The organism is Paenibacillus sp. MB22_1, assembly GCF_047200555.1.
GTDB lineage: Bacteria > Bacillota > Bacilli > Paenibacillales > Paenibacillaceae > Fontibacillus > Fontibacillus phoenicis.
Genome location: NZ_JBLADV010000001.1, coordinates 494,982 through 521,423, shown reverse-complemented (window position 1 = coordinate 521,423; position 26,442 = coordinate 494,982). Strand labels below are relative to the sequence as shown.

Below are 26,442 nucleotides of genomic sequence, written 5' to 3'. Positions count from 1 at the left end.
GCCCTTTACCGCTCCACATGCCCTTTGCCGGACAAGAGACGTTCAATCTCCGCCGCACTTGGCAACCCTTCCCAGTCACCAACAGCCTGAATGACCTGAGCGCCAACCAGATTCCCCAGGCGAACGGCCTCAATCATGCTGTACCCGCGTACGACTCCAGCCAGAAATCCGGCGCAAAATCCGTCGCCCGCTCCCACCGTATCAATCACCTGTTCCACTTTAAAATACGGCACCGGGTTCAGCTGCCCTTGCTCCAGCACGTAGGTGCAGTCGTCTCCGCCTTTGATGATACTGATCGCAGACAACTCCTGCAGCTTGCCGATGATCGTATCCATCGAATTTGTCTCGTACAACAGCTTTAACTCATCCAGTCCCGGCAGGAAATAATCCGCTTTCATCGCCAGCGGCAGCAAAACCTTACGCGCGTCCTCAATGCTCCACAGCTTCAATCGCAAGTTCGGATCGAAGCTCACCTTCACCCCATGCCGCTTGGCGATATCCACCGCCGCATGGGCCGTTTCCACGCAAGAAGCGCTAAGCGCCGGCGTAATGCCCGTCAGATGCAGGACCTTGGCTCCGGCGATGTACGATTCGTCCAGATGCTCCGGTCGCATGAAGCTGGCCGCAGATAACTTGCGGTAGTAATAGACCGAGCTTTTGCCCGCCACGTTCTCCCGTACCATCATGCCCGTAGGGGCTTCATCCGTCAACATCGCACGGGATACGTCAACGCCTTCGCCGCGGATCGCCTTCAGGATACGCCGGCCAAACGGATCGTCCCCCAGGCGGCCGCACCATCCGGAAGTTTGGCCCAGCCGTGCCAATCCGATCGCTACATTGGACTCCGCCCCCCCAAACGATGGAGAGAGAGCGCTTGCATATTCGAGCCCTTTGCCCCCTTCCGCGATCAATAAAGCCATGCTTTCGCCAAAGGTGACCACCTCGGGGCTTCCCGGGTTCGGACGAGATTCACTTAACTGCTGCATGTTCAGATTCACACCTTCTTTTGGAGTCAATTTACTACCATTATCTCATGTCCGGACTCGGAAAACTATCAAAAAAAAAGCCAATCCATCGATACGGGTTCCCCCGGATGAATTGACTTGGTCCCTGCCAAACTGCATCTTATGTTCTGGTGTCTTATTAACCCCCTACTCCGTTTTCGTACACTGTAATAGGGCCGTTGTGACTGATGCTGCCGAATACTCCAGAACCTAAACTAATCAACAAAGCGAACGCCACTGCCCACTTCCACAACCTTCAACACCTCCCTCATCAAAGATTCGTACTGCTGGAGTTGCACTTGTGTCGCGAAGCTTCGATGTTGCTCGAATAGCGGAACCATTTTTATGAAAAATTCCTTGTTATTCAGAGAAACCGCGTATTGGAGCGCGTAAATCAACTTCTCCAAACCTTCCTCAATCTCCTGTTTGCGCAGCAGATAAATCGCCAGCTGATAGTTAAGGTCCAAGAAGCGGTCTTTATTTATAGCGGAAACATAGTGATTGGGATAAAGGCTATATAAATCCGTATTCATCGGAAACTCTTTTAATACGTCGTCAATTAGAAAACCGTTGATGTTCGCGGCTTCGACAATGATCCTCAGGCTCGGCAGCACTTCATACGGATGCTCTCTGAGCATCTGGATATATTCCGGAAGAATCGCTTGGTTCCCATTTAAAATTTCCAGATTGTAGCGGTTCGCTCTGGCCCAGACTTTAAATTTCTCCACTTCTTTGAAGCCCGTTTCGTCCAAGCCCTCAAACCAGCTTAAATCCGCGTATTCAGCAACACACTGCAGCGCTTCCTCATACCTGCCCAGATGCTCCAATGCCGCGCCCTTCAGCAGATATCCTTGGCCATAGTAAACCACCAGGTGACGCTCACAACGCAGCTCCCGATCCCATTGAGCAGAGGAGGCCTTCCAGCTCGTTTCATAGATTCGGCGGGCCAGCGTTTGCAGCTCCTCGGCAAATCTCACGACATACATCCATTTTTGCAATGCGTAATAGGTGTTCCCTAATTGCAGCAGCCCATCGAGCTGAAGATCCTCAGGAAGTCGGTTGCGATAGGGCTCGAACCAGGTGGCAGTCCGCAGGTTGGATTCCGCGTCATCCCCCAGATTCATCCGGAACAGGCGGTATTGGCTGATTGCCAGTCGTTCTGAGTGCTGGTACTTCTCGTTTTCGCAGACGGAATGGTAGAAGAGCTTTGCAGCATCGCGGTATCCTTCTTCGTAAAGCTCCTCCCCCAGATCAAAAATCATCGGAAGATACGATAAGTCCTCGGTTAAGCGAGATAACACTTGATCAATGCAAGCCAATTCGCCGATCTCCGCGCAGCGATGCAGAAACGCTTTTAACCTTCGACGGTTGGGATGGTCTGAATCGATACATTCCTCCACATACAAGGGATAATACGACCCGATCGGCTGTTCCAGCGCTTGGGTGATCAGGTCCAACTGACCGATAGAGATCTGTTTAGGGGGATTTCCGTTCAAGATGGCGCTGAGCGTTCCCCGGTTAATTCCCGAACGGCGAGAGAAGCTGTGCAAGGAATAGCCCTTCCTTTCCAGCTGATCGCTGATCACGGAACGAATCGTGGGTTCTTTCATGGAATCTCCCTCCTTTGCGATCTCCTTATATTTTTACACATTATACGGAACTCCGAACAAGCGGTCAATTCAAAGAGAAGAGCCTCCCGTGATCGGGAAGCTCCCACTGTCGATGCTAGACTTCCAAGATGGAAGGCATAATATGCGGCGTCCGGCCCACTTCTTTGGCAAAATACCGCCGAAGTTGCTGCTGCGTCGCGCGCAGCCAGGCGTTATGATCGTAAGGCTCCTTCTCGCCAAGGCGGTTCAGGTTCCGCTTCAACAGCGCCTCCGCCCGCCGCAGCAACGGTCTGGCATCTTGCATATAAACGAAACCGCGCGAGACGATGTCTGGTCCAGCCAAAATTTGCCGTGTCTTACGGTCGACTGTCATGACGACGATGACAATCCCTTCCTGAGCCAGCTCCATCCGTTCGAGCAACAGGGTGTCTTCATGGGTAGGACGCATTTCCCCGTTACTGATGAGCACTTGTCCTGAAGGAATCGTGCGCCCGCGTTTGGCTCGGTTCCGGTACACCGACAACGTATCCCCGATGTTCATGATGAAGATGCGATCCTCAGGAATTCCCGTTTGCAGCGCCAAATCGCGATGGCTGAGCAGCATCCGGTACTCGCCGTGGATCGGAATGAAATATTTAGGCCGAATAAAGCTGAGCATCAGCTTCAGATCCTCCCGGCAGCCGTGCCCGGACGTATGGATATCGAAGATCGAGCCGTAAATGACGTTGGCACCTGCGCGAAGCAGCAGGTCGATGCTGCGGTTAATATTTTGCGCATTGCCAGGAATCGGCGAGGATGAGTAAATTACCGTGTCTCCCGGATAAACCTGGACATTCCGATGCGCACCCGAGGCAATTCGGCTGAGCGCCGCGTTAGGTTCACCTTGGCTGCCGGTGCAGACAATAAGGATCTGCTCCTCCGGGTAACGGTCGATGTGCTTCACATCGATCAGCATCCCTTCCGGAACGCGGATATAGCCCAAATCCTGACCGATGGCGAATACTTTTTCCATACTGCGGCCGATAACTGCAATTTTGCGGTTGACGATCGTGGCCGCTTCTACCACCTGTTGAAGCCGATGCACGTTCGAGGCGAAGGTGGCGAACAAGATCCGCCCCCGGCAGCCGCGGAATGACTCCAGGATGGCGTCACCAACCCGGCGCTCCGAAGGGGTAAAGCCTTCTTTCTCACTGTTGGTGCTGTCAGCAAGCAATGCCAACACGCCTTCTCCCCCGACGCTGGCCATCTTAAACAGATCCGCCGGACGGTCCTCCGGGGTGAAGTCGAATTTGAAATCACCGGTATGAACGATAGATCCGTAAGGAGTATCCACGACAATGCCAAAGGCATCGGGAATGCTGTGTGTCGTCCTGAAAAAATGCACGGCCAGATGCTTAAAAGCATACCGATCATTTTCGTGGAACACATGCAGCTCTGCTTGCCCAAGCAACCGATGCTCCTCCAATTTGGCTTTCACTAAGCCAATTGTTAACGGGCCGCCGTAAATCGGCAGCTGCAGTTGGCGCAACACATACGGGATCGCACCGATATGATCCTCATGACCGTGAGTCAGGAAAAGCCCTTTCATTTTATGCTTGTTCTCAATCAGATAACTGATGTCCGGAATAATGCAATCAATGCCCGTCAAACGGGAATCCGGGAACTTAAGCCCCGCGTCAATCAAAATGATTTCGTCTCTGAACTCGATGCCATACATATTTTTTCCGATTTCCCCGATCCCGCCGAGTGAAAAGATCCGGACAGGTGGAGGTGACGGCTTCGAACGCCGATTTGTCTTAACTGATTTAGTTGCTGCTACATTCATTAGGTCGATAATCCTCTCTGAAGAGTTCGTTCAATGGGTTCATAAGAATTATACTGAATTATGAGCACAATAACTATTTAGGGCTTGCTGAATAATCAAAAAATCCTTATCTCACAAGGGTTTAGAGGCACTTTTGTCGAATTCATCTGCAAAGAAAACACGGAAAATCGGTAAAAAACCTTGCAGATGGAGTGAGCGAAAGTGTTCGTGCTGAATCGAGATATGGCAGACTTGTTGGAAAACTTCTATTTGCCCTTTGGCGGAAAATTAAATCCAACCAATCGGTGGGTGCAGCTTGCGGCGATCATCCCTTGGGACAAAGTAGAAGAGAAATATGTGAGCTCGTTCAAGTCCCCAGCCATCGGCCAAAAGGCATACTCGGCACGTATCGCCCTCGGCTCGCTCATCATCAAAGAGCGCCTTGGTTTAAGTGACCGCGAGACCACCTTACAAATCCAGGAAAATCCATATTTGCAGTTCTTCTTGGGCTACACCGCGTATGTCGATAAAGTGCCGTTTCATCACTCCCTGCTCACGCATTTTCGGGAACGGCTCGGCTTGGAAATCCTAGCTGAAGTCAACGACTGGATCGCCCAAGCCGCGCTGCAAGCAGAGCGAGAGGTCGAGGCGAAACCGAAATCGTCCAAGCGAGATCGCGATGACGACGACAACGACGCGGGCGGCTCGCAGCTCACCATGGAGGTAGGGGACGCTTTCTCTATTCCCGAGGAGCCCCCTGTTGTGGCGAAGAAACCCCGCAACATGGCGAAAAAGCTACACGTCCTGCCATCTACAGCCGCACCGACAGCGGAAGTCATGAACAAGGGCACCCTCATGCTGGATGCGACATGCGCGCCTGCGGACATCAAGTATCCGACTGACTTGGGGCTGCTGAATCACGCCCGTGAAATCCTGGAAGACATCATCGACGTGCTGCACCGTCCCCATGTCGGAGCGATGGAGAAGCCGCGCACGTACCGCGAGAAAGCCAGAAAATCGTACCTGAGTGTTTCCAAGCAACGCAAGGCATCGGGCAAGGTGATCCGCAAAGCGATCAAAAAGCAACTTGGCTACGTGGGACGGAATCTGCGGATTATTGAAGCCCTCTTGAAGTATACGCCTCTCACGGAACTGAGCAAAAGACACTATCGCCAGCTTCTGATCATCTCGGAGCTCTACCGTCAGCAGCGCGAAATGCTAGAGAAGAATACGCATGTCGTCGCCGATCGCATCGTGAGTATCGAACAGCCGCATGTACGTCCGATGGTTCGAGGCAAAGCTGGAGCGAACGTGGAGTTCGGCGCCAAAATCGCCGTCAGTCTGGTGGACGGTTACGCTTGGATCGAAACGGCACAATGGGACAGCTTCAACGAGGCAACCACGCTGCAAGCATCGGTGGAAGCGTACAAACAGCGATTCGGGTATTATCCCGCCGTCATTCTAGCCGATAAAATCTACCGCAATCGAGACAACCTGAACTATTGCAAAACGCTAGGGATTCGCCTTAGTGGCCCGAAGCTCGGCAGACCCTCGAAAGAGCAAAGTGAAGTCGCCGATCGTCGGCAAGAGCGCCAGGACGCTGTACAGCGTAATGCGATCGAAGGAAAATTTGGAGAAGGCAAGCGCAAATTGGGCCTAGGTCGCATTCGGGCGCGTGGCGCCGAAACCAGTTTGACCGTCATCGCCCTTCAGTTTCTGGTCATGAATCTGGAGCGGCGACTGCGTGTTCTCTTTTTGCATTTTTTCAGACTGCTTGGGTTTAGAGACTTGCGTTGGGTGTAGATGGAACGAATATTGTTCAGCAAGCCCTATTTAATTTTTACAATTCTCCACTGAACCAGATGAATTTACTGCAGAACCTTCACGAAAAGAGGAATTTTGCATAAAAAAGGAAGACAACAAAAAAAGAGCCGTGCATCAACACCGGCTCCTTTGGCAGTGGCTCCATCAACGGATTATACACTTTTCTTTAACTTGCTGATTAATTCCTCATATGTATCGATGACTTGCGGCGTTGCAAAGTTCCTGTATCGTTCGAATAGCTCTACATATTTAACCATGACAGCTCGGTGTGAATTGTTTAATTGATTGAACTGTTCCAAGCTTTTAAGTAAGTAACGAAACCCCTCCGGGTACTTACCTCGGCGGAGATCATAATCGGCTAATTCGATATAAAGTTGGGAGATCCGATCAAGAATAAACTGCGGGCTGTACATTCCCGTAGTCAAGGGCTGATGATCTAAAGCAGCCAAATCTTCTTTAAACCGTTCAAGGATATGTTCAATCGAGAAGTCATGCCGATTGGCGTTTTTAACCAGATTGAAGATCATGAGGATCTTGTCCGCTTGTCTGTTTTCGCAGTAGGTGACATATTCATCGAGTACCGTAATATCCCCGGAGGAAAGCCGGGTTATAAGAGCGTTTGCATAGGCCCATTCACGAAACAGGTTCCGCCAATGTAACGTTTCCGGATCGTTTTCCCGCACCCAACTTAGATCATGATAGCGTTGGATATAAAGTAAGGCTTGGTCATATTCCCCCCGCAAATTATGTACACTCCCAAGCAGCAAATAGGAATACGCCAAATAGTAAAACAAAGGTCTAGTTGTCTTCCGTTGCAAGATCTTTCGCTTCTGTTCCGAAAAGTAATACACTTTGGCCTTGTGCTCCAATCGTTGAGCAATACTCTCCACCCTATCCCATCGGTTTAAGGCACGATAGGTATTGGCCAGATCCCTTAACGCATCGAGTTGACTCGCTTCATCCAGTCGCTCAATATACGGTTCGAACTGGATCGCTGACTGATAGTTTTGATCCTGATTCGTCCCTTGACCGATCAGGAATAAACGATATTGGCAAAGGGCCAACCGTTCGGAGTGCTGCTTGCGCTCGGTCATCGCCACATTTTCGTATAAGATCCCCGCTGCTTCATATTCGCCCTTCTCGTACAATTCTTCGGCCAAATCAAATAAAAGTTGAGCATAAAGCGGGTTGTCCAGCAATAATCCAACGATTTCCCGAATGCGATCAAACTGGCCCAACTCCGCGCAGTTATGAATTAGTGGTTTTACTCTTCGCCAATCCGGATCCTTCTCGTGCAGATACTCGCTGATATAAGTCTTATAGAAATGGCCTCTCGGAAATCCCAGCACCATGGTGATCCGTTCTAATTGATCTACAGCCAGCGGACGGTTTCCGTTCAGAATGGAGCTTAACGTCCCTGGGTTCAGTTCAAGCTGCTTGGCCAATTGAGTGAGATTTAGCTGGTGTCGCACCATATATTCTTCTATTGCAGCGACAATAGTGGCACGCGGTTTCAAAGGAATCCCCCTCTATTTTGCAAAAAAAACTATTCATCCATGATTTTAGGGGATTATGTCTAATTCGAATAAAATGGAAATATCTGCAACCCTGATTTGTTCAAAAAGACCACTCCTCACAACCTTCAATATGAAAAAATCAACCATCCCAAAGGAATGGTTCAACTTTCTATTTTCAAAATAATATTCCACTCGAATTTTGTCAATAATATGCAATAGAGAACTTATGAATTCTTTTTGATAAAATATTGAACTTTGAATACTCTGCAGTTTGCCCCTCCGCTTGGACTAAACTTAATACGAGAGGTGGCCTCTATGGATGTAGCAAAGCAGGTCGGAAAAAATGTCAGATACTATCGCAAGCTCAAAGGGCTTACGCAGGAACAACTGGCCGAGTCGACGGAAACGTACGGTTCCTACATCGGACGGTTGGAACGCGGGGAGCAAAACGTTCAGCTCGAAACGCTGCATAAAATTGCGGATGCCCTGCAGATCAGCGTATATGCTCTATTTCGCAATCCAGGGTACGACGAGCTCCAGGACCAAACTTGGATTTGGCAGATCGTGCAGCTGCTGCAGGAACAGCCAGCCGAGGAACAAGCGCGTGCGTACCGTGTGCTGAAGGAAATGTTTCGTCAAAAATAAAAGGGTTTAAAACGGAATCGATCCGCTTTAAACCCTTTATTTATGTTCGTCTTAGTCCCACAATCCGCTGCGCTCCACGACCTCCAGCCACCGTTTGGCGATGACATCGTGGCCTGCAGCCGTCGGATGGACGCCGTCCCAGATCCAGTAAGCGGCCTCGGCTTTTTCCGTCGCCGCATCAAACGCATCCTGCAAAGGAACATGCACCGTACCAAACTCTTCAGCCAATTGACGAACGGTATCCTGGTACCGTTTGATCAGGCGCTCCCATTCGGTCCATTTTTCCGCCGTAGCTCCGGTTTTCAAAATAAACGGCTCGCATAACACCAGCTTGGTGTTCGGCAATACTTCCTTCGTCTCCTCCAGCAAGTGACGATACGCCCGTTCGAAACGATCCGTTGCCCCGCTAGGTTCGCCGCTCATTTGCCGCCAGGCGTCGTTAACGCCGATCAGCAGACTAATCACGTCCGGCTTCAGACTGATCGCATCCTCGTTCCATCTTGCGTAAAGGTCGGAGACCCGATCCCCGCTCACGCCCCGGTTAATGAATTTTGGCTGCAAATGCGCGTATTCATGACCTAGCTTCGCGGCGATGATGTAGGCATAGCTGTGGCCCAAAATATGATTCAAATCCGTGCCGCGATCCCGATTTCCGTCTGTAATGGAATCCCCCTGAAACAATACGGTCAACTGCTTTTTCATGCGTTTCCCCTCTTTCCTTCCATGATCTCCGTTTCCCATTATAGCTTTGAGAGACAGCGATCCTCCATGGAGAAATTAGTGCAAAAATACAGTTTTCTTCGCGAACTTCAGCCTTTTTTCGATAAATCCCTGCAAAACTGCAGTTATTTTAGACGGAAAACGTCAAACCCCGAATTGGATAAAAAATTCCTGCACTTTTGCATTTATTTTGCGATTTATGCGGAAAATCCCCAAAAAAACGGCACTTTTGCAGGGATTTGCACTTGGGGCCCCTGATTTGCACTCGGGGCCGTCTACTTCACCGCCACAAAAAAGAGCCGGGCCGCCTCATCCACCGCCTCGACCCACTCGAAATCGGCATAGATGCTGACTTCGCGGAAGCCGCAGCGCAGCAGCTCGCTTTTCATCCATGCCGGGTCGTACGCCCGCTGGATATGCGTCTCTTCGAACCGGCGGTACAATTCCGGTCCCTGCTCCTCTTCCCGGGCGAAGATCGTCAGATGATGCTCGATTTCGTTGCGATGCGCGTTTCGCTCGCAAGTCCAGATATACGACACACTCGGCTCGTCCCAAACAAACGGCTGCTCTTCCTCGTACCGGATCAACGTGTGGGGATGGTGCACATCAAACAGGAACGTCCCTCCGGGCTTCAGCCCTTCGTAGGTCCGGCGGAAGGTCCGAATGATGTCTTCTTCTTCCAGCAAATAGTTCAAGCAATCGCAAAAAGAAATGACGGCGTCGACCGGCTCCGGCACGGACCACTCCGTCATATCCTGCTGCACCCAGCGCACGCTGCCCTCGCGGAGTAACCGGGCGCCTTGGGGCGTGGTTTCCATTTTGCAGCGGGCCACCGCCAGCATGTCGGCGGACAAATCGATGCCGATTACCTCGAACCCGGCATTCACCAACGGAATTGTAATGCTGCCGGTCCCGCAACCGAGATCCACGACCGTCTTTGGCATTCCGTACCGTTCCCAAGCCGTGCGGGCAAACCGGATCCAGTCCGGGTAAGGCATGTCCTCCATCAATTCGTCGTACACGTAAGCAAATTTCCGATAAGATGCCATGGGCTTGCTTGTCACCGCCTTCTGTCTAATTGCTGCTGTTGCTTAAGCTTCCGGCTGCCCGTGATCGTCCGTGCCGGCAACTGGAGACTGCACCAAATAGGTCCAGTTCTCTTTCTGGACAACCTTACCTTCCTTCATCAGCTTGCCGAGCGCCCGCTTGAACGCGGACTTGCTGATGGCAAACCGCTGCTTGATCAGGTCCGGCGGCGTCGCGTCGGAATACGGCATGCTTCCGCCCGGACGACTCTCCAAATACGCGAGAATGCGCTCCGCATCCTGGCCCATGCCGATTTCCTTGCGCGGCGCCATCGACAGGTTCACGCGCCCGTCCTCACGGATATGGGCCACCCGCACCTGGACGCGCTCGCCCAGGCGCAGCAAGCGGCTGCGTTCCGAGGCGTGGATCAAGCCAATCGCCCCGAACCCCAGCACGCCGCCTTGGACGACCACAAACGTCCCCATTTGCAGCGGCTTGTAGACGATGGCGTCGAGCCATTGGTTTTTCCACGAGGTTGGAGCATGGAAAGCAAGGGGAGCCAGATCCTGCTCGCCAGCCAGCTTCGCTTTGAGACGGCCCTGCTTGTCGTGCTCCATGATGACGTACACCTGGTCGCCCACCTGCGGATGAAGCTCCTTCATCTCGGGCAGCTCACGGATCGGCAGCAGCAGCTGACGGCCCAGCCCCATCTCCAGGAAGCAGCCGAGCCGCGGATGCACGTCAGCCACCTCAAGCAGCGCCAGCTCGCCTAGCGTGAGATACGGCTTCTTCATCGTGGCCGCCAAACGGTCCTCCGTATCGTAGAACAGAAACACCTCCACCGTTTCCCCCGGCTTCACCTGGCGTGTCAGCTCGGAGTAATGGAGCAGCACATCTTGCCCGCCTGCACTTAGAAAATACCCGTACGGCGATACCTCGCGATCGATCGGTAAAGAGACGATGGTTCCCGCGACCAGGCTCATACCGTCTCCACGACCTTGGCATCCGACCAAAGCCGCTCAATATTGTAATATTCGCGCTCATCGCGATGGAACACGTGCACGACAACGTCCCCCAGATCCATCAGCACCCAGCGGGCGGAATCCAAGCCTTCGATGCCTCGAATATTGGCGCCAACCTCATGCGCTCTTTTGCGAATCTCGGTGGCAATCGCCTGCACCTGCGTATCCGAGTTCCCGTGGCAGATCACAAAATAGTCCGCAATCAAGGAAATCCCTTTCAAGTCTAGCGCCACGATGTTCATTGCTTTTTTATCGTCTGCAGCTTGCACCGCCAAGTTCATCAATTCATTGGAACTAATCGCCATTCATTCAGCCTCCTTAGATTTTTGTCGGTTTACGATCAAATCGTTACGTGCTAATACCGTCAAAGGAAAGATCGGCTTCCCCTTCTCCAGTAAAAAAGATATCGTCGAGTCAAAGCCCGCGATCAGCGCATCCTCCAAACTTGTTTCCGCCAGCTCGCGAATCCTCTCCACGCCCGGGAACTCGCGCCCCGGCTCGATGTAATCTGCCAGACATACGATTTTGTCCAGCAGCGTCATGCCAACCCGGCCGGAGGTGTGGTAACGGATCGCGTCCAGCACCTCTTCATCCTCTATCCCGTAATCCCGCCTGGAGATGAATGCCCCGACCTCAGCATGCAGCAGCTGCTTGTCGTGATTCAGCAGCTCGGCGTTTAAACCGTTGTCGCGGATGATCGCTTCCTGCTCCTCAATCGGCCAAAACTTGGCCAAGTCATGCAGCAGAGCGGCTAAATCCGCTTTGACCGGATCGGCTCCATACCTCTTGGCCAGAATGACCGCGCTCTCCATCACGCCTTCAACATGCTTCCAGCGTTTGGCGGGCATCCCCGCCGAAACGGAGGCGATCAGTTCTTCACGGCTGTAACCCATACAATCCGCTCCTTGTCATATATTCATACACGGCATCCGGTACCATATATCTGACCGAACGTCCGGCGGATAAGCGGCTGCGGATCAGGCTCGAGGAAATATCAACAAGCGGCATCTCCGCAAGCTGCACCGCCTCCTGAATAAACGGAGGCAGCGCGTCCAGTTCCAGAAAGCTTCCGGGGCGCTGCAGCCCGATAAACGAAATCATCCCGGCCAAATCCTCAATCCCTTCCCATTTCGGAAGGTAATTCACCATATCGGCCCCGATAATAAAATAAAACTCCAGATCGGGATGCAGTGCACGCAGCTCCCGGATCGTATCCACCGTGTAGGACACGCCGCCGCGGCGCAGCTCGATATCCAGCGGCTTAAAGGCGGGATTGCTGTCTATCGCCGCCTCGACCATCTCCAGCCGCTGCTGGCCGCTCACGCCGGCCTGATGCTTATGCGGAGGGATATGGGAGGGCATGAACCAAACCTCTTCCAGATAGTATTGTTCTCTGGCTGCCTCCGCCGCCAACAGATGGCCGAGGTGTATCGGGTCAAACGCCCCGCCCATAATTCCGACTTTTTTCATGTTGCGTTGCCTCCAATAACCTTTGAATGCAGCTCGTTTCAAGGCAGCTCGATTTGCTTATATTCACGAGACTCCTTATATAAAATAATCGTCCGGCCGATCAGCTGTACCAGCTCAGCGCCGGCGCCTTTCGCCAGCTCCTCGGCGATTTCCTGCGGATCGTCCAGATTATTGTTCAGCACAGAGATTTTGATGAGCTCCCGGCGCTCCAGCGCTTCCGAGATTTGCTTAATCATATGCTCGTTGGTGCCGCCTTTGCCAACTTGAAAAATCGGCTGCAGCCCATGCGCTAAACTGCGCAGGTAACGTTTTTGTTTTCCTGTTAACATGTCGTATTCAAGACCCCTTAACATTCAATTATGCGACAACTTGCGTTATTGATTCATGCTCTCCAAGACCGCTGCCCGCATCGCACCCACCGGCGCAATCAGGCCAGTCCAACGCTCAAACGCGTAAGCGCCCTGGTAAATGAACATCCCCAGCCCGCTGTGAATCGTGCAGCCTTTCGCCTCAGCTTGCACCAGCAGCTCGGTCTTTAGCGGATTGTAGATCAGATCGCTGACCACGATCCCCTCCGGGATGAGCCGCGCATCCAACGGACAATCGCTCACGTGCGGATGCATGCCAACGGAGGTGGTGTTAATGATGAGGTCCACTTCCGGCAGCACCTCAGCCAGCTCATCCATGCCGCAGCCGGTTAAGCTGCCGAGCCCGGACCATTCGGCGGCCAGCTCCTGCGCTTTCTCCCCGGTGCGGTTGGCGATTGTCACCCGCCCCGGCTCCTCCTGCAGCAGCGCGTACACAATGCCCCGGGCTGCGCCGCCGCAGCCCAGCACCAGCACGCGTTTGCCCTTCAGCTCAGGGGCAGCCTCCTCCTTCAGCGAGCGGATATACCCGATACCATCGGTGTTGTACCCGGTGAGCACGCCGTCGTCGTTCACGATCGTGTTCACCGCCCCGATCAGCCGCGCGCTTTCGTCGATGTGGTCCAAGTAGTTCATCACTTCCACCTTATGCGGAACCGTGACATTGATGCCTCGGAACCCCAACGCGCGAATGCCCCGGATTGCTTCCTCCAACCGGTTCCCTTTGACGTGGAACGGCAGGTAAGCACCAGTAAGCCCGCACGCCTGCAAGGCGGCGGTGTGCATCACCGGCGATTTGGAATGCTGAATCGGATCGCCGATGACGCCGAGCAGCAGCGGTTGCCTAGCGCTTCCGTAGTCCCTTGCCTGTGTCTCTCCCCATTTTTCGTGATTCGCCTGCTCTCGCTCTCCCATCGGTTCTCCTCCCGCTCGCCGGACTTTCCGAATAATAAAGGTCCAAATGGGCCTTATTTACTCTAAAGTCCGTTTCTACTCAAAAATAGCGGTAAATTATGGCCTTATTCCACCTAAAAAACGCCGCAATCGCCCCTACTTCGGGCCACGCTCCAAAAATAACACCCATAATGACCGCTATTTTGCTCAATCCTTGCGTTTTCCATCAAATAGCGCCTTTTTTTACCCTTATCTGTGCTGCATGGCAAGACGCTAGCCAGCAAGGCCAGCCAGCGTCCACACCATCAAACCCTTAAATCAACGACGGCCGAACGAGCACCTTCACGCCTTTAGGCACATGCATCGCGACGACCGCACCCGCATCGTTGTTAATTTTGATCCAGCCTAAGCCGGAAATAAACACATCGCTCCGGCTGCCCTTCGGAATCCGGAATTCATGGCGCGTCCATTCCGGCAACGCTTCAATATGCTCCTTGCTCGGCGGTGACAGTAATTCCCCGGCATGTTCCGTGAACAACTCATCCGCCCGGGCAAGCTTCGTACGGTGAATCGGCACCCGGATGTTGACGAAACAAGTGAACGACTGGCGCTCCCCTTGAATGAAATCAAACCGGCCAAAGCCGCCAAAAAAGAGCGTCTGTCCCTCATTCAGCTGGTATACCGCCGGCTTAAGCGGCTTGTCCGGCATGATGACGCCCAAATCGGATGGGGCTACCAGTTCGCTGTAGCGGGACGGATACACAATCCCCGGCGTATCGATGATCGCCCGGCCGTCATCCAGCGGGATGTGCACCATGTCGAGCGTCGTGCCTGGATAACGCGAAACGGTCAACTCCTGATCCAGATCGCTGTAATCCCGAATCAACCGGTTGATCAGCGTTGATTTGCCGACATTCGTTGCGCCAACGACATACACGTCTCGATCGCCGCGCCGTGCCGCCACCGCATCCAGCAGCCGGTCGAAGCCGCTGTTTTGCTTGGCGCTGCACAGAACGACGTCTTCGATCTTCAGCCCCAAGTCCTTAGCTTCCTTCTGCACCCAGTTACGGACTTTGTTCCAGTTCGTTACTTTCGGCAGCAGGTCGGTCTTGTTTACCGCCAGCAGCACCGGATTGTTCCCAACAAACCGCTGCAAGCCAGTAATCACGCTGCCATGAAAATCGAACAGATCCACGATATGAATGACCAACGCTTCCTTACTGCCGATCTGCGACAGCAACCGCAGGAACTCGTCCTGCTCCACCGTAACGGATGAAGATTCATTATAGTTCTTGATCCGGAAACAGCGTTGGCATATCACCGGTTCTTTCGATAAAGCTTGCTCCGGGACGTACCCCGGCTTACTTGAATCCTGCGTTTGCAGCACAGCACCGCACCCGCTGCAACGAAGAGCGCCTTCTGCGCCCCGTACTTCCGTCATCTCCTCTTGTCCTCCTCGAGCCATAATCCAACCTTGCCCAGCCGCCGCTTCACGATTCGTTCCAGCATGCGATTAATTTTCGTGCCGAACCTTTCATCCTGAACGGAAATCGGGAGCACGAGCACAGTAAACAACCCTTGCCGGTTCCCGCCAAAGACGTCGGTCATCATTTGGTCGCCTACCACGATCGTCTCCTTCGGGCCAAGCCCCATCATTTCCATCGCTCGGTGAAAAGCTGCGCCGGACGGTTTTCTGGCTGCGTGCACAAACTCAATATTTAACGGGTTGGCGAATACCGACACCCGATCCAAATTATTGTTTGACACAATCACGAGTTTAAACCCGCATTTCTTCACTTTCTCAAACCATTCGATCAGTTCGGGAGTGGCCAGCGGCGCTTTGGCTCCGACCAGGGTGTTGTCGAGGTCGGTGATGATACCGCGGTAGCCTTGGGCATAGAGTCCTTCCAGATCGATATCGAATACGCTGTCCACGCGCATATTCGGTATAAACTTCTCAAACAAATACGTTCACCTCGGTTTCATACGACAAACTATACCATATTATTCCCCCGACATGCTTCTATTTTAAAAAAGAAAACGCCTCCCGCGCAAGCACGGGGGCGTTAACGTTGACAGAGTATATAAGTTTACGATCGGATCATTGACCAAGGGACCGTTTAGGGCCAGGCGGCCAAGCCTGCCTCCAACCGTGACCGCCAACCAATTTGGTTGCCTTTCGCGACAGCTCCCGCGCGGTGCGCCAATCGGCGGCAGCCGGACTCGGGCTGTACATCGCCTGCTCGTATAAGAGCAGCAACGGATCCAGCGCCTCCGCGAGCTGCGGTCGTTCAAGCTTCCAGCGCCCAAACGCTTCCCGCAGCGTTTCCTGGTCGCCGCGGGTGAAGCCTCTTCGCCGCATCCGTCTTACGAGTCGCAGCGTTTCGTAAATCGTCTTCTCCCCCGGCGTCAGCGGGCGGCCCAGCCGCAGCCGGAGCCAGAGGAAATACAACTCCGAGCGCAGTTGATATAAAGTCCAAAGCAATAAGACACTGACGGCCGAAACGAAAATCCGTTGCATGACCACCGGATCCAGCTTGGAGAAGAAGCTTTCTTCGGCTGCAACCACTTCCGTATCGGTGTTCGTATCCACCGTAAGCGTATCTTCGCTCTCCTCCGGCGCCTCCATAATCGGAGAGACGAAGCCCGGCGTCGCCTCAAACGGAATCCAGCCGTAATCGCCGAAATACAATTCCGCCCAAGAGTGGGCATCCGCATTGCTCACATTGTACGCTCGGCCCAGCTCCGGGTTGCGCATCATCATCTCGTCGCTTGGCTGACTGCCGGGAGCGTACCCTTTAACCCAACGTGCGGGGATGCCCAGCGAGCGGGCCATCACAACCATCGCCGTCGAATAGTAGTCGCAGTACCCCTGCCGGATTTCAAACAGGAAGCTGTCGACGAAATCGTCGCTGCGTCTGCGGGTCAAATCCGGCTTGTTCGTATATTCGTAGTTTTGCCGAAGGTATTGCTGCAACAAATCCATTTTCGCGTAGGGTGTCTCGCCTTCTGCGGTAATTTCCTCGGCCAGGTCTTTCACCCGCTGCGGCAGGTTGCTGGGGAGTTGCAAATATTCCTCCGGCGCACCTTCCGGATACAACGCATCGTAACTGACCTGCTCCAACTCCTTCAGTGGGATCAGCGGAATATTGGCAACCACCTTATATTTCCGCGGATAATCCGGCAAATCCCCGGGATCGCGGTAGCCGTTCCAGAACAGCTCCGCCTGTTTGCCGGCCCAGCGCATATCCGCCTGCTGGCGTTCGTCCAGCAATTCGATGCTTTCGATGGCATAACCGCCGAACAAGACCGGGTACACCTTATCGGTACTCATCGTCACGATCTGTTCTACCCGCATCGTTTCCACCTTGCCCGGCTGATCGTGCATGAGCGGGTCGGCGTCCGGTCCGCCGCGATAACGTTCCGTATCCCGGCCTTCCTGCTCCAGGTCAGCCCATCCCTTCCCTGAGTAGATGCGCCGGGTTTCACCGCGCCAATAAGATCTCACCGGCGTTTCGATGGACATAACCGGGCTGTAGCTGAATTCGAATCCGTCGCCTAGCGTTTTGTCATCGCGGCTGTAGCCGGAGACGACCTCCTCTTGTACGGCAGACGGGCTATCCCCCAACGCGCTGGTCAGGGCTGAGGGACCGCCGCCGCCTCCCCCGCTGCGCTTGATCCAAGCCGTATACGGATCGGTCAGCGTAGGCGACACCGACGGCATGCTGATTCCGATCAGCAGCACGCAGGCAAAGACCATAAAGATGTTCACGGCGATCTTGAACGGGCTTTGCCGCAACCGTTGCCAGCCATGCGGATATTTCCGGCGATACTCGTAGAAATGAGCGCTCACCAGCCAGCCGAGACCGGCGAATACAATCCAGGCTACGTTTTGCCATAAATAATAACGTGTAAAAGAGTCCAAAATCGTAAACGCAACCAGATGGACGGCCAAAAACGCCAAAATTCTCAGACGAGTCACGACCAGCCGCAGCGCCGCCTCAAGCAGCACCCAGGCGATTAAGGAAAACCAGATATACGGCGTAAAGGTTAACGCCATGCCGCGAATCTGATCGGGAAAAAACGGGCCAAACGGAACGTAAACCCCGTAACTGGTCAGGATGAACCTCCAAATCAACAGCAGCGCGATGATCTTGATCGTCCATTTCCACGCCGCCTGCACCGGAAGCAGCCATTCAATCAGAGCCATCATAATGATTGTGACCGTCACCAAAGTGGTCGTGACCGAAAACCACAGCGGCTCCGTAAAATCAATCCATTGCATGGCAATGATCACGATCCACAACAGGGTTAAGCTCTGATAAGACTTCGGAAGCTGAGAATTTGCCGTAAGTTTCACAGCTTCGCACCCCCCATCGCTGCGGGAAGCTCGCGCAGAGAGGAGACGTAAATGCCGCGAAGTCCCCGCTCCTGCAGGGTCGCCTGCCATGCGGAACGTTTAACGGTTTGATATGTGTTAGGCGCGCCTGCGGCCACAGCCTCATCCCCGATTTGGATATGATACGGGATCATCTGCCGCGATTTGGCTAACCTAAGCATAGCCAGCACCTTGTCGTCCGCCAGCGGACTGATTAGGATAAAGAACGCGCCCGGCTGAAACAAATCCGGCTTCGCTTCTAAGCGATCCTTGTAGTTGCCGAATCCGTCCGCATCGATATCTACGAGATGGTGCAGCATCTGCTGCCGCTCCAGATAACCTTCTGCCGGCGGGAAGTAACGGAGGGTCTTGCCCATGGTGCACAGCCCCATGCTGATCCGTTCTCTAGCCCCAAATTCCAGCAGCGACGCGGCCGTCGATACGGCCAATTCGAACTGCGGAGGGCGGAAATATCCGCTCGTATGGGCGTCCAGCACCAGAACCATTTTCGGCAGCGATTCATGCTCGAACTCCTTGGACTTCCAGGTCCCCGTCTTCGCGGTAGCGCTCCAATGAATCCGCGAAATCCGATCCCCGTACACATAATCGCGCACCCCGTTGATTTGAGTCGATTCCCGGCGCGACAGTGCAACGGCCGTCTCCGGACCGGCAAGACGCGAATTGCGGCTGTACAGCTCCCAGTGCGGAATAAACGCCGTTCGGGGAAGGATGCGAAACTCCCCGCCAGTCTGAAAGACGCTGGTATGCTCCATGAGACCAAAAATATCCTCAGCACTGCAATTCGTACCGGCAAATGCGTATTTCCCGCGCTCGAGGGGCGGCGTTTTGTACACCAGCTCGGATCGGGAGCTGAAATAAGGCACAATGCTGTCCTCGAACATCCAGTTGTCCCCGTTATGGCGCCGCAGCGTTTCCCTGACGACGATGTAAGGCAGCGGCAAAAATGCCGGAAGCTGCAGCTGCAGCTTCACCACCACCTGATCCCCGGCTTGAAGCAACCCGCCCCGTTCTCCAGAGAGCGAAAGCGTCCGCGAGCCCGTGATCCGTTTGACGCCGCCAAACCCTCCAATCGCCCAGTAGAAGCTCAGCACCGAAACCATCATAAATAACATCAGCGAGGTTTTCCCGCCTTGAAACAAGACATACAACAGGCAGACCAGCCAAACGGACGCCACCCTCCAGAACTTCCGGGAGGTGAGGCCCGCTTTAACGCCTTCAACCAGCGCGCGCATCGGTTACCGTCCTATGGCGACCGGTACGTGGACCTGCCGGAGAATTTGCTGCAGCACCTCGCTGACGTTCCGGTGCCCCAGGCGGGACTCGGGACGCAGCAGAATCCGGTGCTCCAGCACGAATGGCGCGAGCGTCTTAATATCGTCGGGCAGCACATAATCCCGCTCCTCCAGGAAAGCATAGGCCTTGGCTGCGGCCATAAAGGCGAGCGAAGCGCGCGGCGACGCGCCCAGCAACACTTCTTCATGCTCCCGTGTCCGGCGAACGATCTCCAGCAAGTAATCGGCAAGCGGTTCGCTGATATGCACGCGCTGAACCTCACGTTGGATGGCGGCAATCTCCTCCATCGTTGTAACCGATTCCAACTGATCTGCCGGCTGGCCTTGACTATGGGAGCGCAGCATCGCTTTCTCCGTGTCGGCGTCGGGATAACCGATCCCAATTTTCATCATAAAGCGGTCCAACTGAGCTTCCGGCAGCAGATAAGTGCCTTCAAAGTCAATCGGATTCTGCGTAGCGCAGAGCATAAAAGGATGAGGAAGCGGGTAGGTCACGCCATCGGCAGTGACGCTTCGCTCCTCCATGACTTCCAGCAAGGCGGATTGCGTCTTTGTAGTTGCCCGGTTGATTTCATCCGCCAGCAAAATATGCGTCATCACCGGACCTGGCCGGAATACGAAACGTTCTTCATGAGGATGGAAAACCGATACCCCCGTAATGTCGCTGGGCAAAATATCTGGATTACATTGTATCCGCCGGTAGTCTCCGCTCATCGACTTGGCCAGCGCCTTCACGAGCTGCGTCTTACCTGTACCGGGTACGTCCTCGATTAACACATGGCCGCCGGCCAGCAGCGCCGAAAGCAGCAGCTTGATTTCAAAAGACTTTCCTAAAATACACGACTCCAGGTTGTTCTTTACGGCGTTCAAAGTTTGCATCGATTGCTCATGTACGGGCACGCATTTTCCCTCCCAAATAAGACCTGTATATATCTACCTATTTTACATGAAGATAGATAGGGAGTACACTGTTCCCGCAAAAAGCAATGCGTTTTCCAAAAATTTTAACCTTTTGGCCGGGCAACAAGTGCCGCAAGGAAGGAGAAAATGATCGCCGCCGAGATCCCCGCACTAGTCACGTCGAAGATCCCGGTAATAACCCCGATCCAGCCGTCCCGCTGCAGTTCGGTTAATGCCCCGTGCACCAGCGAGTTGCCGAAGCTTGTAATCGGTACGGAAGCTCCCGCTCCGGCGAACTTCACCAGCGGGTCATACCAGCCAATCGCATCCATCACTGCACCGGCGACGACCAGCGAACTCATTGTGTGCGCCGGGGTGAGCTTTAGCACGTCAAACATCAGTTGGCCGATAACACAGATCAATCCGCCAACGACAAATGCCCAAAAAAATATCATTTTTCGTTAACCTCCTGTTCCAGGGCAACCGCGTGCGCGATGCAGGGAATGCTCTCGCCTTGCTGATAGGACAGCGGAGACAAGAGGGCACCCGTAGCAACGACCAGCACCCGGCCTAGTTCCCGGTTCTTTAATTTTCTTAGAATGTGGCCATAGGTGACGACGGCGGAACAGCCGCAGCCGCTGCCTCCGGCATTCACATACGTTTGTTTGTTACGGTCATAAATCATCAATCCGCAATCGTCAAATTCCGTTTTGTCCATCGAGACGCCGTCTTTTTCAAGTAAATCCTTGGCGATGGCATGTCCCACCGAAGCTAAGTCTCCGGTGACGATCAAATCATAATCCTCGGGCCCCCGGCCCGTATCGCGGAAGTGGGAAACCAGCGTATCCACAGCGGCCGGCGCCATGGCCGCTCCCATGTTAAACGGATCCTTAACACCGAGATCCTGGATCCGGCCGATCGTGGCATGGGTAATGCGCGGACCGCTCCCCTCTTTCGATACAACCGCACAGCCTGCGCCCGTAATCGTATATTGGGCGGTGGCCGGTTTTTGCGAACCGTATTCGGTTGGATAGCGGAACTGCTTCTCCACAGTGCAGTTATGGCTGGCCGTACCGGCCATCACATATTTTGCCCCGCCGGCGTCAGCCAGAAATGCGGCTAAGGCGAGACTCTCCATGGAGGTCGAGCAGGCACCGAACACCCCAAGATACGGAGCCGCAATCGTCCGGGCCGCAAACGTCGCGGTAATAATCTGGTTCATCAAATCGCCGCTGATGAAGAAGGACAGATCCTCCCGGTTAATGCCGGCATGGACCAAGGCAAGGGACCCAGCGTGCTCCAACAGCTTGCGCTCCGCTCTTTCCCACGTCTTCTCGTCAATCTCCAAATTGTCGTAGACGAAATCAAAGGTGTGGGACAACGGCCCCTCCCCTTCTTCAGGCCCTACAACGGTCGCCGCTCCGATAACGGCCGGCTTGGAGCGAAATTCCCAGGTTTGCGCGCCGATCAGCATCGGTTAATGCACTCCTCCCAGGCCGAAAATCACATGAATCACACCTACGATAAAAGCGGCCACGACGCCAAACACGATCACCGAACCCGCCAGCTTAAACATATTGGCCCCGACGCCAAGGACAAGCCCCTCCGCTCGGGATTCAATGGCCGAGGAGCACATGGAGTTGGCGAACCCCGTCACAGGTACAGCCGTACCGGCCCCGGCCCATTGGGCGATTTTGTCGTAAACGCCAAACGAGGTGAGCACGATGGAGATAAGAATCAGGATCGCGACCGTAGGACTCGCTGCTTCCCGCGCGGACATGTCGGCAAAAGTCATAAACAGCTGCTGGATACATTGGCCAATAAAGCAGATGAACCCGCCGACCAGAAACGCCCTCAGGCAGTTGCGCAAAATGTTTGTTTTCGGCTTATGCTGGTCGGCAACCTGCTGATACTCTTCCTCCGTCAGCAGCAGGTTGTTCAACTTCACCCGAGCTCCCGGCTTGTTTTTCGCTTTTGCAGGCAAACGGCATTCCTCCTTATTTTCCTAACTTGCACGGTATACTCATTATTTGTCATCCTGCGGCTTGTTATGTTTGGAAAATGATCCATGGAATCCGGCACCAGAAAGCGAGCTTAAAACATAAGAAAAACGTCTATCGACGTACATTCAAAGTAGACAGACCGCGTTTAGCGGAAGTTTTTCTTGCGATATCAGGATGCTAATGCCCCGAAGTTTATACTTTCTGATATCTTAAGAAAAACGTCTATCGACGTACATTCAAAGTAGACAGACCGCGTTTAGCGGAAGTTTTTCCTGCGATATCAGGATGCTAATGCCCCGAAGTTTATACTTTCTGGCGTGTAATATAATCAAAATATAAAGAGGAAATCCCCAGCGACTATCGAAGAAAGAAGCACCTGACAGGGAAGCTTCAATCTTACCTACCAACCACAGGAGGTTAAAGTCGCATGGGGAAATCCTCGCACATTCAAGGCCGTAAGGGAACTAAGTTCAGTCAACAGCTAAGGGGCGTTAACCTGGAGCAAGTCCTCATCGTTGCAATCGATGCGGCCAAGCTCCACCAAAAAGCCTTAATATGCAATTATTTCGGCGACATCATTGAAAAACCCTTCTTTTTCTCAGCGAATAATTCTGGTATGGAGCTGCTTTGCAAGAAGATTAATCAAGCGGTTACAGCCACAGAGGCTGTTCGCTTGTTCCTGGGTATTGAGGCAACAGGCCATTACTATGAAGACATCGTCCGCGAGATGGCGAAACGAGGGTACCACGTTCAGATCTTGAATCCGTATACCACCTTCGAGGAACGCGCCGGCGCACTGAATTGGTGCAAAACAGATGATCTTGATCTTGTGGCCATCGCCCATGCCATCAAAAGCAACAAAGCCACTGAAAACCAGCTTTTGAATGGCGTGCAGCGTCAGCTCCATGTCTTGACTCGAGCACGGCGCTCTGAGACACGGAAGCGTGCTTCCTTGCGTACAGAGATTCGAGCACTTATGGACCTCATCTGGCGCGAGTACCAAGGATATGCAGATTATTCAGCCGGTAGAGCTCGAAAAATCAAAGTATTCAGTGACTTCTGGGGGAAAGCCTCGCTCTTCTTCATGGAGCATTATCCACACCCCGCTGCTGTCCTGAAACTAGGGGAGACCGGGCTACGAAAGCTCTCGATTCAGCATAATCTCAAATTGCGAAACACCACCATCCAGAAGCTCTTGCACGTCGCTGAACAAGCGTTATCGAGAAACTTACAGGAACTTCGGCCTGAGCTTATGTTACTGAAAATGAAGCTACGTGACTTACGAACATTTGATGCCAAAATTAATGTTTTGGAACAAGAGATCGAGAACCTTCTCCTTCAGACAGACGGACGACTGCTTCTTACCGTCCCGGGCTTAGGAGTGACTACCGCGGCTGAGCTTTATGCTGAAATCGGCGATGTATCTCAGTACTCGAACGCAAACCAGTTAATTAAGAAAGCTGGCACAAACCCCATTGTTAAGCAAACAGGTGGCGGCAAAGGCTCCTACCGCAAGATTTCCAAACAGGGAAACGATCACCTTCGTTATGCGGTATATCTAGCAGGTAAGAGTCTCTGCATGCATAATAAGGACCTTAAGCCTTTCTATGATCGTCTGAAGGAAAAAGGAAAACATGAACGAGCCATCTTTGTTGCAATGGGTAATAAGATGCTCAAAGTCGCTTTCGCCATGCTGCGAGACCGTTTACCGTTTCAATCGCAGTGCTCTGATTATCACATCCTTGATGAGGTCAATAAGAAGTTGAACTTCAATTGCGTTATGCCGACACTAGCGGTGGCCTAACTAAGCAAGATCTTGGAACCGGTCTTTCTGGGACTGAGGGAAGATCGGATCACTTTCTTGGAGACCTTGGATCTCGTATGTCAGCTTTATCCACCTCGCCCTGTGAATGCGAATTGTACGTTAGCGTATACTCTGCACTCAGCCAGATTGCATCGCAGGATTGAAAAAACGAGGCTATTTCCTTTCAAGTCCGAGAAAGGCCGGTTTCAAGCATCGCTTCTCTGTCAGTTGCTAACTTTTTTGAAAATCTGGGTGGTTAGGTGTGTTTGGGTTACCCAGAAACCTAAAAATTCTACTTGACATAGTACGCTGATATCTTAAAGAAGCCCGCAGGAACCAAAGTTCCGGCGGACTCACGTCAGGTGAGGCAAGGGAATCGCATCCTGAAATCACAAATACAGAAGGATGATCACTAACAGGATAAAGAGCAGACAGATCACCAGCCAATCTTTGGCATATCGTTCCATTAAGCTTAGCCTCCTCATTCGCCCATCGACTGCTGCTTCTGCAGTATATGCTGCGCTCGGATGGCGGGTGCTCGCCAGAGTTACGACAGCACAAGAAATCCGGGCAATCCAGATAGTGTAAAATCTCTGTGGGTGTAGGAATTGGAAAAAGCGGATATAGAAAAAGAGCTTCTCCCTTGGTAAAGTGATGTTTGACGCACAACACACCAAGAAGGAGGAAGCTCCTGTGAGCCACTTTACCACAACAATGCCGACGATGAAAGAGATTGAGCAATGGATTTTCCGGAAAATGCAGGAGGAATTCGCTCGTGCGATGAAGCAGGTACTGGAGGCGCTGGATCAGCAGATCCTGGAGCAACGGGACCGAGAGCGTTATCGAGTAAAGGACGAGCGTGAAACAAGCGTCAACACAGTGTTCGGGAATGTGCGCTTTAAGCGGAGATTGTACTGTGACCGTAGAAGCGGCAAACACGTGTATCTGCTGGATCAGCTGTTGCAATTCGAAGGGCGCGGGAAAGTCAGTCCGCATTTGGAAGAGACAGCAATCGCATTCGCAAGCCAAGGACCGTCGTACCGGGACAGCGCAAAGCGGCTGGAGCAGCTTTTGGGCTACAATGTGCTGAGCCACCAAGCGATCAGGGAAAAACTGATGGAGCGTGCGCAACAGCCGATGCCAGCGGTGAAACGGCGCGCTGCCCGCGTGCTGTTCGTGGAAGTGGATGGGCTGTACACGAAGCTGCAGCGGAGCAAAAAGCGCGGGATGGAGAACGCAATTGCAGTCGTACACGAAGGCTGGGAGAAGAACGGCAAGCGGGTACAGCTGAAGAACAAACAGCATTACCTGCATACGAGCGGCGGCGACTTCTGGGAAGGGTTCGGGGACTTTCTGGTGGAGCGTTACGAAATCGACGAGAACACGTGGCTTGTGGTGAACGGAGACGGCGCGGCGTGGATCGGGGAATGTACATCCTACTTTCACCAATGTCTGTACATGCTGGACCGCTTTCATGTGGCGCGTGATTTGAAACGCTTTGTCGGTCATTTGCCGCAGGTGTGGGAGAGAGTGAGACGGTCTTTGGCCAAACAGGATGCAGCCGCGCTTATGGCGGTCCTGGAAGGCGTGTCGGAGCAAGAGATAGCGGAAGAGAACCGGAAGGATTGGAAGCCGTATAAAAGATTTCTAAAGCGGCATGAGAAGCATTTGGACGACTACCGAAAAACACTCCAGGCGAAGGGGATCGACACAAGCGGTATGCGCCCGATGGGAAGCGCGGAATCGCAGATGCGTATATTCGCCAAGCGGACGAAGCGTGGCGGGTACAGTTGGAGTGAGCGAGGCGTCAGGGCGATGCTGAGGACGATGATGAGGATTCAAGAAGCGGGCACGGTGGTAAGAACGGTTGAAGGACAAGCGAGTAAGCAGGCAACGCCGCAGCAGTCGATAAACATGCGGCAATTGCTCAAGAACGTGACGCAACCGGTCAAGGGTTGTATCGCTGGAATGATTCGCATGCTGCAAGGACCGAAGCAAAGCAGCACAACGGGTATGGCACTCAAAGCACTTCGCGGATAACGGCAAAAAATTCTGACAAATCACTTGTGTTTGATGAAAGAACGAAGCAAAGCGCTTACAAGGAAGAGGTTCCTTCGGGGTTCGCGTTCCAGGCATCTTAAAT

Annotated in this window: 24 protein-coding genes; 4 read left to right on the top strand and 20 right to left on the bottom strand. The window is 53.2% G+C overall.

Annotated features, from left to right (window positions below; translation table 11 throughout):
- Positions 1-5: 5 nt before the first annotated feature.
- The 3 genes from ACL02P_RS02260 to rnjA form a co-directional block, all read right to left on the bottom strand.
- Positions 6-986, bottom strand: coding sequence for a sugar kinase (locus tag ACL02P_RS02260; RefSeq protein WP_036644624.1), 981 nt, complete (start codon positions 984-986; stop codon positions 6-8).
- 233 nt (positions 987-1,219) lie between these two features.
- The gene (locus ACL02P_RS02255) at positions 1,220-2,614 is read right to left on the bottom strand and encodes a helix-turn-helix domain-containing protein (RefSeq protein ID WP_412836756.1); all 1,395 of its coding nucleotides are present in this window, start codon (positions 2,612-2,614) and stop codon (positions 1,220-1,222) included.
- A gap of 115 nt (positions 2,615-2,729) precedes the next feature.
- On the bottom strand, positions 2,730-4,439 hold the full coding sequence (rnjA, locus tag ACL02P_RS02250; protein ID WP_412836755.1) for a ribonuclease J1: 1,710 nt from the start codon (positions 4,437-4,439) through the stop codon (positions 2,730-2,732).
- A gap of 222 nt (positions 4,440-4,661) precedes the next feature.
- On the opposite strand from rnjA, the gene ACL02P_RS02245 reads away from it, so the two are divergent.
- Positions 4,662-6,221 (top strand): IS5 family transposase, encoded by a 1,560-nt coding sequence (locus ACL02P_RS02245; protein ID WP_412837309.1) that lies wholly within the window; start codon positions 4,662-4,664, stop codon positions 6,219-6,221.
- Between the two features lie 173 nt (positions 6,222-6,394).
- On the opposite strand, the gene ACL02P_RS02240 is transcribed toward ACL02P_RS02245, so the two are convergent.
- Positions 6,395-7,759: a transcriptional regulator gene (locus tag ACL02P_RS02240; RefSeq protein ID WP_412836754.1), complete on the bottom strand. Its 1,365-nt coding sequence runs from the start codon at positions 7,757-7,759 to the stop codon at positions 6,395-6,397.
- 315 nt (positions 7,760-8,074) lie between these two features.
- On the opposite strand from ACL02P_RS02240, the gene ACL02P_RS02235 reads away from it, so the two are divergent.
- Entirely contained in the window at positions 8,075-8,404 is a 330-nt protein-coding gene (locus tag ACL02P_RS02235; protein ID WP_028537439.1) for a helix-turn-helix domain-containing protein, read from the top strand.
- Between the two features lie 51 nt (positions 8,405-8,455).
- Here ACL02P_RS02235 and ACL02P_RS02230 read toward each other — a convergent pair whose 3' ends face one another.
- The 16 genes from ACL02P_RS02230 to spoVAC form a co-directional block, all read right to left on the bottom strand.
- A complete protein-coding gene (locus tag ACL02P_RS02230; RefSeq protein ID WP_009224179.1) occupies positions 8,456-9,106 on the bottom strand; it encodes an SGNH/GDSL hydrolase family protein in 651 nt (216 codons plus the stop codon).
- Positions 9,107-9,399: 293 nt separating this feature from the next.
- Complete coding sequence (locus ACL02P_RS02225) at positions 9,400-10,173, bottom strand: class I SAM-dependent DNA methyltransferase (protein WP_412836753.1); 774 nt, start codon at positions 10,171-10,173, stop codon at positions 9,400-9,402.
- Positions 10,174-10,215: 42 nt separating this feature from the next.
- The gene (locus ACL02P_RS02220) at positions 10,216-11,133 is read right to left on the bottom strand and encodes a S1 RNA-binding domain-containing protein (protein ID WP_339299612.1); all 918 of its coding nucleotides are present in this window, start codon (positions 11,131-11,133) and stop codon (positions 10,216-10,218) included.
- Positions 11,130-11,477 (bottom strand): ribosome silencing factor, encoded by a 348-nt coding sequence (gene rsfS, locus ACL02P_RS02215; RefSeq protein WP_009224182.1) that lies wholly within the window; start codon positions 11,475-11,477, stop codon positions 11,130-11,132. Before rsfS ends, ACL02P_RS02220 begins: the two co-directional genes overlap by 4 nt.
- Positions 11,478-12,065: a bis(5'-nucleosyl)-tetraphosphatase (symmetrical) YqeK gene (yqeK, locus tag ACL02P_RS02210; RefSeq protein ID WP_412836752.1), complete on the bottom strand. Its 588-nt coding sequence runs from the start codon at positions 12,063-12,065 to the stop codon at positions 11,478-11,480. It abuts the gene before it with no gap.
- Complete coding sequence (locus ACL02P_RS02205; RefSeq protein ID WP_412836751.1) at positions 12,049-12,642, bottom strand: nicotinate-nucleotide adenylyltransferase; 594 nt, start codon at positions 12,640-12,642, stop codon at positions 12,049-12,051. The genes yqeK and ACL02P_RS02205 overlap by 17 nt, the downstream gene beginning before the upstream one ends.
- A gap of 38 nt (positions 12,643-12,680) precedes the next feature.
- Positions 12,681-12,971 carry a ribosome assembly RNA-binding protein YhbY gene (yhbY, locus tag ACL02P_RS02200; protein WP_412836750.1) on the bottom strand — a complete coding sequence of 97 codons (291 nt, stop codon included), beginning with the start codon at positions 12,969-12,971 and terminating at the stop codon, positions 12,681-12,683.
- Positions 12,972-13,016: 45 nt separating this feature from the next.
- A complete protein-coding gene (aroE, locus tag ACL02P_RS02195; RefSeq protein ID WP_009224186.1) occupies positions 13,017-13,922 on the bottom strand; it encodes a shikimate dehydrogenase in 906 nt (301 codons plus the stop codon).
- Between the two features lie 292 nt (positions 13,923-14,214).
- Positions 14,215-15,342: a ribosome biogenesis GTPase YqeH gene (gene yqeH / locus ACL02P_RS02190; protein ID WP_009224187.1), complete on the bottom strand. Its 1,128-nt coding sequence runs from the start codon at positions 15,340-15,342 to the stop codon at positions 14,215-14,217.
- The gene (locus ACL02P_RS02185; RefSeq protein ID WP_009224188.1) at positions 15,339-15,866 is read right to left on the bottom strand and encodes a YqeG family HAD IIIA-type phosphatase; all 528 of its coding nucleotides are present in this window, start codon (positions 15,864-15,866) and stop codon (positions 15,339-15,341) included. Before ACL02P_RS02185 ends, yqeH begins: the two co-directional genes overlap by 4 nt.
- 136 nt (positions 15,867-16,002) lie before the next feature.
- A complete protein-coding gene (locus ACL02P_RS02180; protein WP_412836749.1) occupies positions 16,003-18,261 on the bottom strand; it encodes a DUF4129 domain-containing transglutaminase family protein in 2,259 nt (752 codons plus the stop codon).
- Positions 18,258-19,532 carry a DUF58 domain-containing protein gene (locus ACL02P_RS02175; protein WP_412836748.1) on the bottom strand — a complete coding sequence of 425 codons (1,275 nt, stop codon included), beginning with the start codon at positions 19,530-19,532 and terminating at the stop codon, positions 18,258-18,260. Before ACL02P_RS02175 ends, ACL02P_RS02180 begins: the two co-directional genes overlap by 4 nt.
- A 3-nt stretch (positions 19,533-19,535) precedes the next feature.
- The gene (locus ACL02P_RS02170) at positions 19,536-20,492 is read right to left on the bottom strand and encodes an AAA family ATPase (protein WP_009224191.1); all 957 of its coding nucleotides are present in this window, start codon (positions 20,490-20,492) and stop codon (positions 19,536-19,538) included.
- A 104-nt stretch (positions 20,493-20,596) separates the two neighbouring features.
- Complete coding sequence (gene spoVAE, locus ACL02P_RS02165) at positions 20,597-20,947, bottom strand: stage V sporulation protein AE (RefSeq protein ID WP_009224192.1); 351 nt, start codon at positions 20,945-20,947, stop codon at positions 20,597-20,599.
- A complete protein-coding gene (gene spoVAD / locus ACL02P_RS02160) occupies positions 20,944-21,966 on the bottom strand; it encodes a stage V sporulation protein AD (protein ID WP_412836747.1) in 1,023 nt (340 codons plus the stop codon). Before spoVAD ends, spoVAE begins: the two co-directional genes overlap by 4 nt.
- 3 nt (positions 21,967-21,969) lie before the next feature.
- Positions 21,970-22,476, bottom strand: coding sequence for a stage V sporulation protein AC (gene spoVAC, locus ACL02P_RS02155; RefSeq protein WP_009224194.1), 507 nt, complete (start codon positions 22,474-22,476; stop codon positions 21,970-21,972).
- A 446-nt stretch (positions 22,477-22,922) separates the two neighbouring features.
- Between spoVAC and ACL02P_RS02150 the strand changes: the two genes are divergently transcribed.
- Both ACL02P_RS02150 and ACL02P_RS02145 read left to right on the top strand, forming a co-directional pair.
- Positions 22,923-24,299 carry an IS110 family transposase gene (locus ACL02P_RS02150; protein WP_260072012.1) on the top strand — a complete coding sequence of 459 codons (1,377 nt, stop codon included), beginning with the start codon at positions 22,923-22,925 and terminating at the stop codon, positions 24,297-24,299.
- A 693-nt stretch (positions 24,300-24,992) separates the two neighbouring features.
- A complete protein-coding gene (locus tag ACL02P_RS02145) occupies positions 24,993-26,339 on the top strand; it encodes an ISLre2-like element ISTco1 family transposase (RefSeq protein ID WP_260072014.1) in 1,347 nt (448 codons plus the stop codon).
- The last annotated feature ends 103 nt before the right edge of the window (positions 26,340-26,442 follow it).